The following is a 13,420-nucleotide window of genomic DNA, read 5'->3' as shown; positions in this document are numbered from 1 at the left end:
CAGGGGTAACCCCCCTGCTTCTCCAGAGACCAGAGCATTATGATGTAAAAAAGAAACCCACGTCTCAAAATGACGGGGTTTCTCGACAATCTGAGAAGACCTACTAAGGTCTTCTTTTCACTCACTTCTATACGATTCATAAGTAGTTGCACGTTATCTTTATAGTCACATGATTCAGAACAGACGACCTTCGTACACGATCTCAGCCGGACCCGTCATATATATGTGATTATCTTCCTCGCTCCATTCGATATCCAGATCGCCGCCCTTCAGGCTTACAATGGCGTGGCGGTCGCTATATCCGTTTAGTACAGAAGCAACAAGCGTAGCACAGGCCCCGGTTCCACAAGCTAGCGTCGGCCCGGCTCCTCTCTCCCATACTCTCATATCTATATGCTTACGGCTACGTACCGTGGCGAACTCAACATTTGTTTTTTTAGGGAATAACGGATGGCATTCCAGCTTTGGCCCCCAGGCTTCCAGATCAAAGCTTGGCGCATCCTCCACATAAATGACACAGTGCGGATTCCCCATAGATACAGCCGTAAAGCGAAAACCACTTCCTCCAGCTTCAATGGGCTCATTAATTACGCTAGTCAGATCCAGAGTAGTCGGAATCTTCAAACCCTCAAGAATTGGCTCTCCCATATCTACCTTCACCATACGAACAAGTCCATTCTCTACAGTTAGTTCGACCTGCTGTACACCTGCACCCAGCGTCTCAATCGTGATCTGTTCACGGTTGATATGCTTACGGTCATATACGTATTTGGCAGCACAACGGATAGCATTACCGCATTGTTCGGCCTCTGAGCCGTCCGAGTTAATAATGCGCATGCAGAAATCCGCTTTTTCTGATGGCAATATATATACCAACCCATCGGCGCCAACACCAAAATGTCGATCACATAGCCGAACAGCTAATTCCGAGGCGTCAGACGGCAACTCCTGATGCCCAAACCAAACGATAAAATCATTACCTAGACCGTTCATTTTTGTGAATTCCATAGCTTACCTCCGCCGTTGCTGCTGATGTCATGTTCCTCATGAAGCTTTGATCCCATGATATCATACAGGGCAATAGTGGGAAAGCGATGCGATATGCATAACCCGATTTCTAGGATGAAAACTTCGTACGTCCCGCTGAAAAGTGTGTATTTCCGCCGCGACGACGGTTGCGTCGACCGCCCCACACACTTCCCGCTCCCATCAGAAACGTCGGAATCCCAGCTGCGACAATGGATAGCGCCCACTCACGCAAACCGAGCGGTACCGTTTTGAAAATAGGTTGCAGCATAGGCACGTACATAACCACTAGCATTAGTACTATTGAAGACAGCACGGCAAGCACAAGATAACTATTTTGAAACGGATTACGATGGAAAATAGAACGGGAACTGCGGCAATCAAACACATGAATTAACTGCGCCAGAACTAGCGTAGCAAAGGCAACGGACTGTGCTTTGATCAGTTGTCCTGCGTCATCCGGTGCAATACGTAATGTCAGCCAGAAGGCCGCTAGCGTACATAAACCAATCAACAAGCCACGACTAATGATTTTCCAGCCCAGTCGACGAGCAAAAATATTTTCCTTTGCGCCACGAGGTTTGTGCTCCATGAGATCCTTTTCTGGTTGGTCCACCCCCAGAGCCATCGCTGGTAGGCCATCTGTCACCAGATTCACCCATAAAATCTGGATCGGTAACAAAGGTAATGGCAGCCCGGCCATCATGGCAAAAAACATCGTCAAAATTTCACCCACATTGGAGGCGAGTAGATAACGGATAAATTTACGGATATTCTCGTAAATATTCCGTCCTTCCTCAATTGCGGCTACAATCGTAGAGAAATTATCATCACTCAGAACAAGCGCAGCCGCTTCTTTGGTCACGTCCGTCCCTGTAATACCCATTGCAATGCCGATGTCCGACGCCTTTATCGCTGGAGCGTCATTGACGCCATCTCCAGTCATGGCTACGACATGTCCGCGCCTTTGCAGTGACTTGACGATCCGTAGCTTGTGCTCCGGCGAAACCCGTGCATATACAGAGACGGTATCAACGGCTTTGTCCAGCGACGCATCATCCATCGCAGACAATTCCTGTCCTGTTAACACGTGGGATCCGCGCTGAAAAATGCCCAGCTGCTGTGCAATGGCCTCTGCAGTTGTACCGTGATCTCCGGTAATCATCACAGTGCGAATGCCAGCACGACGACACTTGCCAATGGCTTCGCGAACCTCGCGACGTGGCGGATCAATCATGCCTGTCAGCCCGATAAAGATCAGTTGTGCTTCAGCCTCCTCAACCGTGGAGACACGCTCATGCGAGCGGATATCACGGTAAGCGACACCAAGTACACGTAGCGCCTCCGAGGCCATTCCTTCGTTAGCTGCCAGTACCTTTTGGCGCAGCGTACCCGTTAACGGAACGACATTTCCTTCCCATAAAATGTAGGAGCACTGGCCCAGCAATACATCCGGTGCACCTTTGGCAAAGACAATGTGTCCTCCCTGGTGGCGTACGAGTACCGACATTCGCTTCCGATCCGAGTCAAAAGGAAATTCTCGCTCCCTTGTGTATAGCTCATATAGCCCTTGTCGCGTGACTCCGCCCTTGGCAGCTAACGTGACCAGCGCTCCTTCCGTCGGATCACCCTTTAGCTCCCAAACGGAGGACGGCGTCGGCTCTTTGGTTTTCTTTTTCGAACGTAGCTCCTCTGTATCGGCTTGAACAATTTCCGCATTGTTGCAAAGCACACTGGCTTGCAGCAGTCTACGCAGAGATTGTCCGTTTTTAAGATCGGCAGGAAGGTCTCTATCCATAATATGCCCGTGAGGGTCATAGCCCTCTCCCGTAACTCCCCAGAAGCGGCCGTCCAGCCATAGCTTGGTAACCGTCATTTTATTTTGGGTCAGGGTACCCGTTTTGTCGGAACAAATGACAGATGCACAGCCGAGCGTTTCAACAGAAGGCAGCTTACGCACAATCGCCTTTCGTTTAATCATACGCTGCACACCCAATGCGAGCGCAATCGTCACAATAGCTGGCAACCCTTCCGGTATAGCCGCCACAGCCAAGCTCACTCCGGCCAAGAACATGCTCATGGCTGGCTGTCCATGTAAAATGCCTGCTACGACAACGAGCACCGTTAGCGCCAACGCTACGATAATCAAAATTTTGCCCAATTGCTCCAATCTGTGCTGCAACGGTGTCTCCTGCGACTCCGTATTTTCTATCAAGTCTGCGATCTTACCCATTTCGGTACTCATACCTGTACGTATAACTATTCCTTGTGCGGTTCCTCTAGTCATCATCGTGCCCATAAAACCGATGTTTTTTTGATCCCCAAGTGGTACCTCGGCGGCATGAATAGGGCGGCAATGCTTACTCACCGGAACCGATTCACCTGTCAGGGCGGACTCCTCTACATCACAGCCGTTCGTACTCAACCACCTTACATCTGCGGGAATGCGATCACCACTTTCCAGCAGCACAATATCACCCGGTACCAGTTCTCTGGCTTGAACTTGAATTCGTTTTCCGCCCCGCAACACTTTGGCGGTCGGAGCCGATAGTTGTCTCAAAGCTCGCAATGAACGCTCAGCTCTGAATTCCTGTACAAAGCCAAGAATTCCATTCAGTACAACAATAGCAATAATGGTAATCGCGTCCAAATACTCGCCAAGCAGGCCGGATATCAGAGTCGCTCCCATCAATACAAGCATCATAAAATCCTTGAACTGGTTGAGCAGCAGCAAGATCGCCGAAACTCGCTTCCCCTCGCTCAGCTCATTCCATCCTGACCTTTCTCTTCGTTCCGTAAGCTGTTCCTCCGAAAGACCCTGCTTCGGGTCGACTTCCAGACTTGTTGAAAGCTGTTCATTGCTTAATTGGTGCCAGTGTGCTTGTTCCATTCTCCCCAATTCCCTCCCGGTCAGATAGTCCGTTTCCGTCGGTTGTGCGTAGGATGGCTGCCCGTTATTATATTTTTATGCCGCGATTGCTGATAAGCTGGACAGACTTTCTAGATTCAATCTATTCGGACAGGATCTGAAATATCACAAAGCCGCTTAAGTTTTGTCCCAAAGTTATGTATCATAGAAGGAAGGCGAAAATACATTTGCTTCAAAGGAGAACAAAATTATGGCATTGGACGGAATCGTAACTCGCGCTATCGTACACGAACTGCAAGGCATCCGAGGCGGGCGCATTAATAAAATACATCAGCCAAACGATCGCGATATCGTGCTGAATCTGCGGGCACAAGGCGGAAGCGTAAAGCTGCTGCTATCGGCTAATCCGACCTTTCCGCGTGTACATTTAACAGATCAAAGCTTTCTTAATCCGACAGAAGCTCCTATGTTTTGTATGCTTCTTCGCAAGCATTGCGAAGGAGGCGTTATCGAGAAAATCACGCAGGTGGGCATGGAGCGTATTATTCACATGGATATACGTCAACGTGATGAACTGGGAGATGTTTCACTCAAACGAATTATCATTGAACTGATGGGTAGACACAGCAACATTATTTTGCTTGACCCGGAAACAGGCGTGATGTTGGATGGCATTCATCATGTCACACCGTCTATTAGCAGCTATCGGGTCATTATGCCCGGCTTTCAATACACGGAGCCTCCTGAACAAAACAAGCTGAATCCACTAGAAACAGAAGAGGCGGCTTTCAGATCCTCGTATCAAACAGCGATTGAGGCCGAAGAAACCCCCAAACGCTGGATCGTGAACACTTTTACCGGGCTCAGTCCCCTCATTGCTGAAGAGATACTAACTCGAGTAACTAATGAAGTATCTGGTGGTAGTGATCATTCACTATGGAGTACATTCAGTCACATCATGGATGACGTGCGGAATCATCGTTTTCAGCCGGTATCTGGACTAAATGCACAAGATAAAGTGATATTCTCAGCTATTCCGCTGACGTTGATCCAAGGAGAACGTAAGGAATACGCTACGATCAGTGAGTGTATGGAGGACTTCTTCGGTGAAAAGGCAGAAAGGGATACGGTTAAGCAAAAGGTCAGTGACCTACTGCGGTTTCTGCAAAACGAGCGAAGTAAAAATGTAAAAAAACTCGACTATCTCCAGCAGGATTTGGCCGAGGCGGAAGATGCCGATCAATTTCGCATTTATGGAGAGTTGCTGTTCGCTTCGCTGCATGAGGTGAAAAAAGGGGACAAAGAAGTGACGCTCACCAACTTCTATGATGAGGAACAGCGTCCAATGACCATCCCACTGGACCCACTACTCAACCCGTCGGATAATGCACAACGGTATTTTAAAAAATACAACAAATATAAAAACAGCCTGGCTGTCATTGACGAACAACTGGAGAAAACACACGAAGAAATCCGTTATATGGACAGTCTTCTTCAGCAGCTAGCCCATGCCTCTATGAATGACATTGAGGAAATACGTGAAGAACTGGTTCAGCAGGGCTATCTCAGAGATCGGGTCAAAAAAGGAAAGAAAAAGAAGAAAAACGACCGTCCAACCCTGCACGTCTATACATCATCCGAAGGTATCGAGTTACTGGTTGGCAAAAACAACTTGCAAAATGAATATGTAACAAATCGACTGGCCGGACCAAATGACACCTGGCTGCACACAAAGGATATTCCGGGGTCACACGTCGTTATACGTGCTGAGCAATTCGGAGATGCGACGCTGGAGGAAGCAGCTCAACTCGCTGCTTATTTTAGTCAGGCCAAGCAGTCCAGCAGTGTACCTGTGGACGCCACCCTGATTCGACATGTACGTAAGCCTAGCGGAGCCAAACCTGGCTTTGTCATCTACGACCATCAGCGTACGCTTTTCATTACACCCGATGAGGAACTAGTCAAAAAGCTGCCGAATCGCATCAAAAACGGCTAAGTCCTACTAGCCTATTGAATCCACAAAAAAAGCCCTTTGTTCTTTGCACGATACACTTCTTGTGTTCCATGCATAAGGCAAGGGGCTTTTTATTTACTTTTGTCCAACAGCAGCCTTCCTCAATTCCTCGACTACCTGCCCTTCCACACTACGGCTACCCAGATCACCGTGAAAAATAACACCTTGACGCGCGCCGTGAAAATCCGAGCCGCCAGTTGCAATGAGCCCATATTGCGCCGCCATCGCAGTATATCGGCTCTCAGCCTCAGCATCATGGTCCGAATGTCGCACCTCCAAGCCCGCAGGCTTCGCCTCCTCTATAATAGAACGAACCAGCTCATCATTTCCGTACAAGCCAGGGTGGGCCACCACAGGTACCCCTCCTGCTTCACGAATCCAGTTTATGGCCTCCGCAGGCTCTACACGGGGTACAGACACATATCCGGGCGCTCCTTCCGCCAAGTAACGGTCAAACGCGTCCCGCATATCCTTCGCATATCCTTTTTGAACCAGCGTATCCGCCATATGCGGACGTCCAATGCTTTCATCTGGTGCCAGCGGTCTGCCCATCGTAGCCACCACTTCATCCAGTGTGATTTCCACACCCAGACTACGCAATTGACTCAAAATCAAATCATTACGGGTATCCCGTGCCTGGCGAAGCTTTTCCAACCGTTCCAAAAACACTTTATTGCGGTAATCCATAAAATAACCGAGTATATGAATATCCTTATCGCCAGCTCGAGTACTAATTTCCACTCCTGGCACCACAGTAATTCCTATGCGTTTTCCCTCTTCCAGAGCTTCCTCCAGGCCAGCTACCGTATCATGATCTGTAATGGCCACACCTGCCAGTCCTTTTTCCTTGGCCCAGCGCACATTATCTGCAGGTGGTTGCATTCCGTCAGATGCTTGGGTGTGTGTGTGTAAATCATATCGTTTTACGTTAATCTGCTCCTTCATTATACATCCTCCTTCTCTTTCACCTTTGCAAGCTCGTCCTGCGAGTCCCTCAGGACGTCCGTTCCCTGATCATGACGACGCAAGTAAGACAGGAAGGTTACTACCGGAATCGGCAACAACGCCGACTTCAAATGAATTGCATAAAATTCTCGTTTGAACGTGATATCTGAAATATTTACAATTTTCAATAATCCGAGCGCAACTTCATGCTTCACCGAAGATGGTGATAGCATGGTAATACCCAGTCCAGCCTCCACCGCCGATTTAACCGCTCCAGTGCTCCCCATCTCCATTACAATCCCAAGTCGGGAGGCATCCATACCACGATTTTTCAGCTCATCTTCTATTACTTGACGTGTACCAGATCCCTTTTCTCTGGCTACAAAAGGATGCTTGAACACATCTTCCAGAACCACTTTTTTAGCCTTGGCCAGCGCATGTCCTGAAGGCACAATCAATTTCAGTTCGTCCTGCATCACAGGTTCCACCACGATATCCGGATGCTGGACTGGGGCCTCAATCAGTCCTAAATTCAGCTGATGTTTTAGTATATCATCCATAATCTGAGTTGTATTCATCACATTCATCGCCATGCGTATATGAGGGTATTCCTGACCAAACGGTCCCAGCATTCTGGGTACAATATACTCACCAATCGTTAGGCTGGCGCCAATATGCAATCTTCCCTCCAACATGTGAGTAAAAGCAGACATCGCCTCGTCAGCTTCCCTGATCAGTTGCATGCTTTTTTTCGCAAAAGGCAGGAGTGTCGCTCCCGCCTCTGAAAGTTCGATTTTTTTAGTCGAACGTTGCAGCAGTTTTGTGCCAAAATAATCTTCCAAAGACTGAATTTGCATCGTCACCGCAGGTTGTGTCATATGCAGCGCTTGTGCCGCCGCCGAGAAGCTCCCGCGTTCCGCTACGGTATAAAAAATGTGCAACTGATGAAAGTTCATACTGACAGCCCTCTCCCCTCTGTTCTCCCTATTTTAACATAAGAAAAACGTCTGTCGAAGCATTTCCAAGTAAACTTACTGAATTGGGTAGTTTTATTATTGGAAAATAAAAAAAGCATGCAGCTAATAACTGCATACTTTCTACTTAAACTTAACGGTATTCAGGAAGTTTGGAGATTTTTTCATCTGAAGCCGTTCTCCAAATGACCGTCTATTTTTGCTTACGAGTGCTTTTCATCAGTGTCATGCGCCGCGAATGGCGTAACCATGAATAGTATGACTTCAAATCCCTTAATTCAATGGTCTCCGACATCCGGCCCAAAAAGGTAATGACAATCATTTTGTGAAGCGGATTCCCCGCAATATCCATCTCGCCGGGCAACTCTCCAAATTCGGCCACGACGACCAGATCACCATCAATTAAATATACATCCTCTTCGTTATGATAATAGGACTCCATCCTGTTTTGCTTCAGGCATTCCCAAAGCCAGGCGGCGATATGATTCGTCTCGGACTGTTTCTGCTCTACCCGATCTAAGTAACGTGTTTTCGCATGATTTGTTATCACGATATCGGCGACTTTTTTATCGCCCATCTCCACATAGAACGGTTCGTATGTACTCCATCGCTGCATTGCTTTGTCACGCACGGGATCACTCTCCCCACCAGATAGGTCTTTATATCTACCAATATATTCATATGTTACCTCAACAGACCCGGGACTACAAGTTACAAAATTGAAGTTTATGGGTGATATTTAAAGATTTTTTAGGTCTAACAGCATCAAGACCATTATGCAAAAGTCCTGACTTCACAAAAAAAAGCCAGCCTGTAGGCTGACCTTTCAAGAAAAGTTTACAATTTATAGACATTTGATCTTATATCTCATATTCTTTCATCTTTTCCTTATCGTCGTTGTAATCCGTCCTAATCTCATTTCGAAAAGAGCGCTCGACCTTACGCACATAGGAAAGTCTGCGAATATTTTTAACGGTGTCTTCTGCCCGATCCGCATTCATATATATCACTACATAATGCATACGCTTTGAAATAAAGTGGACATTTCCGTATTTCTCCAGATTGCGGGCAGCCTTGATATCGCTTACCCAAATGATGTACCCTGTCCGCTCGGCAAACATTCGCTTCATCTCCCCTCCACTCGGTATCATTCCTATGACCTATCCACAGGAGCATTTCCCTCCGCTGCCACATCCGCCTTTTTTCACATTCGGATCGTTGCTCGGCACCTTAATAGTCTCGGACACGGAATATGCAATCGTTTCAGACATGGCATGAAGCATATCATCCAGCGCCTTTTCGGCTCGTTTGAACTCCTTAACATCCACGAATTGTTCCAGTTCCAGCTCAACGACCTGCACTGCATCCTTCGCTTCATGATAGTTCGGATGAAAATGCCCAAAACGCTCCGTTTCCGCGAATAGCTCCTTTTTGGCATCCAGCTTGCGTACACACGCCTGAATAGACGGATTCAATTCCACACGCTGCTTCCAATATAAATAATCCGATACCTCAAAGGATCGGTTGACCATATCGCCCAATTCATAGGCGTTAATAAGCACTTCTGCCATATTGACCGTGTTCAATTCGGCTACGCTCATGAATGTTCATCTCACTTTATATAAAGTTCTACCCTGTAAAAGTAGACTCATTTATCATACCACATCCTTCTTTTGAGAAGAAGGAGTTTCATGCACTTCCTGGCCCTACTATGTAAAAGGAACCAGCAAGCGCATGTCTGACCATTCACTTGGCTGTAAGGTCGCAGGAGAAAGTGTTTCGTCATCCCTTCCTGAGGCATACCAGCCTGTGACACCCCATGGTGCACCGGGAACCACCGCCTCCGGTATCCATTTAACCTCTTTCCCACCGATTCGCAGCCCCACAGCAGCCTGCCAACGAATGGCTTGCTCGATCAACTGCCGGGCAGTGGAAGTATGGTAACTCCTCCATTCTTTTGTCCATGAGGAGGGGACTGTAGATCTTTCTGGAAAATAGTCAGACGGATCAGGCAGTGTATGCTCTTGTTCGTAAAAATGCAGCGTTCGCCCTGTATAAACCAAACCTGCTCTTCCCTCTTGGGAAAATATAGAACGGGCTTGAGTAGGTTCGGACTCCATTTCACTGTTGAGGCTGCCTGAACTTATGTTCTCTGTTTCCGAAATCAGTGGATAATGATGAGTTGGCTCGTCCACACCTTCGGGTTCACGACGTGGACCTAATCCTATTGCAGCAAGCGTTTTTCGTATTTTGACAGCAGAGCTCGCCGGAATAATAAAGTCCTTGGCGCCAAGCCGTTCCAGCAATCCTTCCAGCGCGGGATGGCGTGCAACCATGTCTGCATCCTCCTGTGTGCCACATCGCAAAAGTGTTACCGTTGCAAAAGCCGTCCGTCCGACATCGCCTGCCCACTGTTCTACCGCCATACGTACATGATCAGGCACGCCTGTCCGGCTGAACTTGTCCAGTAGAGCAGGAATTGCCTTGGCTTCCATCCCTAACTCGATTGCCTCTGTAACACTTTCTCTGGTGATCCGGTATACTACCATCCGATCTCCTGTTACACGTTCACAGCAGCATTCCAGTCGCCAGCGCACATCATATGCCACATCTGGTGGAACCAATATTTCAAAATCAGGTTGTACATAAAAAGTACCTTGTTGTTGATGTGTATCCTCGTAATTATTGGGACGAAGCATGTCTAACACAGATACATTCCAGCGAAAACACAGTTTACCCAATACAGTCTGGCCCCAATCACCCATTCCAAACGCAGTCAGGGCCTTCAGCCAACCCTTCAATCCCTCCATGAAAGATCCATTAAAATTAAAATCAGGACCCGTTTCTCCCGCAAACCCTTCCGAATTTGAGGTTGTAGGAATAAGGTCTAAAAGGGCACTGTTCTTGGAATCAGCTCCGCTCGTACTCTCCTGCTGGATTAGGCCTACTTGAAGCATCCATTGCAGCAGACACTTGATAGATATCCACCCTTCTTTTCCTATATAATGGGAGACGGCACACAGCATATAGCGAAAATGCTGCATAGACGCTTCGGCTTTACCGTATCTTTCCATGAGTGTAGCAAAAATATGCTTGCGCATTTGCCAAGCAGACAAACGAATCCAAGTCGCCAGTTCCGTTTCCTGAATGCGAAAAGACACCGTTTCTTTCACTAACAGCCCCAAACTGAGTAGCAAATCCATCATGACCACCGTTTGCACAGGATACAGCTCTGCATGCGCATAATGCAACCCAAGACCCATCAGGTCCTCCGGGCGAAAGGGGGTCAGTTCATTCAATTTTTGCAATGATCGCTTATGTATGGTTCCTTTGGCCGTCAAAGGGACGCCCTGTACTGCAATACGTGACAACGCATGCAGCAATTCCGACTCCAGGCCTGTCATTGATTCATGTACCGTTATCGGATGATCCGAATGCATCATGTTCATTGGATTTTCCTCTAACAACATATCGTACAGATCCGGTAGTCGATAAACCGGGATATATAAAATTCGTTCGCCCCACGATTTGGTAACAGCCTCCAGCCAGCCCCGGGCACGTAATCCACGCAGTGCCAGTTTCGTTTCGACTCCGCTTAACGATCCCCGGGTAAGCTGTATAGGTTCTTCTTCCTTCATGGGCTGTCCCGCGTGCCGAATAAAGCATCGTCTAAGTACCAGCAGCTCATCCGATGAAAGCTCATTCCAGCTGTCTTGCGTGTTCGTTACGCCCATTCTTGATTAGGCCTCCTTTTTCTTTCCACGATCTCCAGACTTAGCATCCCTGCTTCCAATAGCCTCTGTCACACTAAATCTGCGAACCGCATATTCATAGCCTTGCTCAATCAGGAACAGCTGACGACGAGCTGCAAAATCCATCTCCTTGCTATTCTCCGTCACTAGAGCATAAAAATAAGCTTTATTCTCGCCTGACTTTGGTCGCAAAATGCGTCCCAGTCGCTGCGCTTCTTCCTGGCGAGAGCCAAAGCTGCCCGATACCTCTATGGCTACTGCTGCATCCGGCAGATCCACCGCAAAGTTTGCAACCTTGGACACCAATAGGGTCCGAATTGCACCCTTGCGGAATGCATCAAACCAACGCACCCGCTCCGTCTGGCTCATTGAACCCGTAATCAGTGGGACACCGAGCTCCTGAGCCAATGTACGCAACTGGTCCAAATATTGACCAATAATGAGCGTGGGCAAACCACTGTGCTGCTGCATCAGGCTACGCACCGCCTCCAGTTTAACCGGATTTTCGGCTGCAATTCGGTACTGCTGTCTGCCCTCCGCACGCATACTGCGCTCCAAGAGTTCAGCTGTCATTGGAAGCCGTAGCTCCACACAATCGACCTGAGCGATCCAGCCCTGCCGCTCCAGTTCCTTCCACGGCATATCATACCGTTTGGGTCCAATTAAAGAAAACACATCTCGTTCACAACCATCCTCGCGAACCAGCGTGGCTGTTAACCCCAAACGGCGAGTAGCCTGAATGTCAGCCGTCGCCCGAAATACTGGCGCGGGCAGCAAATGAACCTCATCATATATAATGAGTCCCCACTTCCGCTCACTTAGCAGTTTCATATGCTCAAAATCCCCATCTTTGGTACGACGGTGTGTCAAAATTTGGTAGGTTGCCACCGTAATTGGTCTCACCTCTTTTTTCTGGCCACTATATTCCCCGATGGAATCGGCAGGAATATCCGTCTTTTGCTTTAACTCTTCTATCCATTGCCGTACAGAAGTAGTATTAGATGTTAGAATAAGCACCTCGCACTGAAACCGATTCATTACCGCCATACCTATCACTGTTTTTCCGGCTCCGCATGGAAGCACCAGTACACCACTACCCCCTAAGCCGTCCGCTCCTTCAAACGCATCAGCGGCCTTTACTTGATAATCACGAAGCTGCAACTTCGTTTGTCCCTTTCCCAAGGTAAAACTAAGCTGATTCCCTTCAAGATAGCCTGCCGTATCCACAACGGGATATCCCAAGCGCGTTAATTCCTGCTTGAGCAAGCCCCGATTTTCGGGCGGGACCGATGCGCTTACCTCGTCAACGCGAAGTAAACCAAGCTGTTTTAGCTCTTGCTTGGTCAGTAGCTCATCCAGTAAAGCGGGGGTCTCTGCTCCCAAGATCAAGCGATCACCTATTGTATAGCTGTTGGCTTTCCCTGTCTTTATACCTCCGTCTGGCTCATGTTCAGCACGGTATGCGCCAATCGTATCTGTGCTATAAGTTCGCTCTTCTTCCGTACCCTCCCTTGAAAGCGTCAACGTCCCATAACGAGAAACGAGCTGTTCAATATCCTTCAACAAATCACGTGGAATATCCCAACGGGACATGGAGTTCAAACTATTTTGAATGTCCTCAGCACTCCATCCGAGGGCAGCTGCGTTCCACAAAGACAGTGGGGTGAGGTGATATGTATGAAAAGCGGACGGGCTTTTAACCAGCTCCGCATAAATCTGCAACTGTGAACGAGCCCGTTCTGAACCGGGCAAGCCCATTTCCAGCAGAACGGTAAAATCACGTTGTACAATACAAGGATGTTCTGGATTCATAACTACCTCCTGATAATCTAACCATACA

At 48.1% G+C, this 13,420-nt stretch carries 10 protein-coding genes; 1 reads left to right on the top strand and 9 read right to left on the bottom strand.

Annotated elements, in window-relative coordinates; translation table 11 throughout:
* Positions 1–174: 174 nt before the first annotated feature.
* Positions 175–1,008 (bottom strand): diaminopimelate epimerase, encoded by an 834-nt coding sequence (gene dapF / locus JOD82_RS15005; RefSeq protein WP_029517632.1) that lies wholly within the window; start codon positions 1,006–1,008, stop codon positions 175–177.
* A 109-nt stretch (positions 1,009–1,117) separates the two neighbouring features.
* A complete protein-coding gene (locus tag JOD82_RS15000; protein WP_069010587.1) occupies positions 1,118–3,916 on the bottom strand; it encodes a calcium-translocating P-type ATPase, SERCA-type in 2,799 nt (932 codons plus the stop codon).
* 229 nt (positions 3,917–4,145) lie between these two features.
* On the opposite strand from JOD82_RS15000, the gene JOD82_RS14995 reads away from it, so the two are divergent.
* Positions 4,146–5,891 (top strand): Rqc2 family fibronectin-binding protein, encoded by a 1,746-nt coding sequence (locus JOD82_RS14995; protein WP_069010586.1) that lies wholly within the window; start codon positions 4,146–4,148, stop codon positions 5,889–5,891.
* Positions 5,892–5,984: 93 nt separating this feature from the next.
* Here the strand turns inward: JOD82_RS14995 and JOD82_RS14990 are convergent, their stop codons facing one another.
* The 7 genes from JOD82_RS14990 to JOD82_RS14960 all read right to left on the bottom strand — a co-directional run bounded on the left by JOD82_RS14990 (position 5,985) and on the right by JOD82_RS14960 (position 13,392).
* Complete coding sequence (locus JOD82_RS14990) at positions 5,985–6,854, bottom strand: PHP domain-containing protein (RefSeq protein ID WP_039270856.1); 870 nt, start codon at positions 6,852–6,854, stop codon at positions 5,985–5,987.
* Positions 6,854–7,810: a selenium metabolism-associated LysR family transcriptional regulator gene (locus JOD82_RS14985; protein WP_069010585.1), complete on the bottom strand. Its 957-nt coding sequence runs from the start codon at positions 7,808–7,810 to the stop codon at positions 6,854–6,856. Before JOD82_RS14985 ends, JOD82_RS14990 begins: the two co-directional genes overlap by 1 nt.
* Positions 7,811–8,021: 211 nt before the next feature.
* Positions 8,022–8,459: a hypothetical protein gene (locus tag JOD82_RS14980; protein WP_025717787.1), complete on the bottom strand. Its 438-nt coding sequence runs from the start codon at positions 8,457–8,459 to the stop codon at positions 8,022–8,024.
* Positions 8,460–8,688: 229 nt separating this feature from the next.
* Positions 8,689–8,949, bottom strand: a complete 261-nt coding sequence (locus tag JOD82_RS14975) for a YlbG family protein (RefSeq protein WP_029517637.1) — start codon at positions 8,947–8,949, stop codon at positions 8,689–8,691.
* 39 nt (positions 8,950–8,988) lie between these two features.
* Complete coding sequence (locus tag JOD82_RS14970; protein WP_013310906.1) at positions 8,989–9,429, bottom strand: YlbF/YmcA family competence regulator; 441 nt, start codon at positions 9,427–9,429, stop codon at positions 8,989–8,991.
* A gap of 108 nt (positions 9,430–9,537) precedes the next feature.
* Positions 9,538–11,562, bottom strand: a complete 2,025-nt coding sequence (locus JOD82_RS14965; RefSeq protein ID WP_069010584.1) for a helicase-associated domain-containing protein — start codon at positions 11,560–11,562, stop codon at positions 9,538–9,540.
* 6 nt (positions 11,563–11,568) lie between these two features.
* A complete protein-coding gene (locus JOD82_RS14960) occupies positions 11,569–13,392 on the bottom strand; it encodes a DNA repair helicase XPB (protein WP_209949568.1) in 1,824 nt (607 codons plus the stop codon).
* Positions 13,393–13,420: the final 28 nt, after the last annotated feature.

Origin of the sequence: Paenibacillus sp. 1182, from assembly GCF_017833915.1 — a bacterium.
Classification (GTDB): Bacteria; Bacillota; Bacilli; order Paenibacillales; family Paenibacillaceae; genus Paenibacillus; species Paenibacillus polymyxa_D.
Note: the sequence above shows the minus strand (reverse complement) of the source record. Positions and strands in the feature narration are given on the sequence as shown.

Coding starts and splice junctions, on each gene's coding strand:
- dapF (WP_029517632.1), bottom strand. CDS start 1,008: ATGGAATTCACAAAAATGAACGGTCTAGGTAATGATTTTATCGTTTGG.
- JOD82_RS15000 (WP_069010587.1), bottom strand. CDS start 3,916: ATGGAACAAGCACACTGGCACCAATTAAGCAATGAACAGCTTTCAACA.
- JOD82_RS14995 (WP_069010586.1), top strand. CDS start 4,146: ATGGCATTGGACGGAATCGTAACTCGCGCTATCGTACACGAACTGCAA.
- JOD82_RS14990 (WP_039270856.1), bottom strand. CDS start 6,854: ATGAAGGAGCAGATTAACGTAAAACGATATGATTTACACACACACACC.
- JOD82_RS14985 (WP_069010585.1), bottom strand. CDS start 7,810: ATGAACTTTCATCAGTTGCACATTTTTTATACCGTAGCGGAACGCGGG.
- JOD82_RS14975 (WP_029517637.1), bottom strand. CDS start 8,949: ATGTTTGCCGAGCGGACAGGGTACATCATTTGGGTAAGCGATATCAAG.
- JOD82_RS14970 (WP_013310906.1), bottom strand. CDS start 9,429: ATGAGCGTAGCCGAATTGAACACGGTCAATATGGCAGAAGTGCTTATT.
- JOD82_RS14965 (WP_069010584.1), bottom strand. CDS start 11,562: ATGGGCGTAACGAACACGCAAGACAGCTGGAATGAGCTTTCATCGGAT.
- JOD82_RS14960 (WP_209949568.1), bottom strand. CDS start 13,392: ATGAATCCAGAACATCCTTGTATTGTACAACGTGATTTTACCGTTCTG.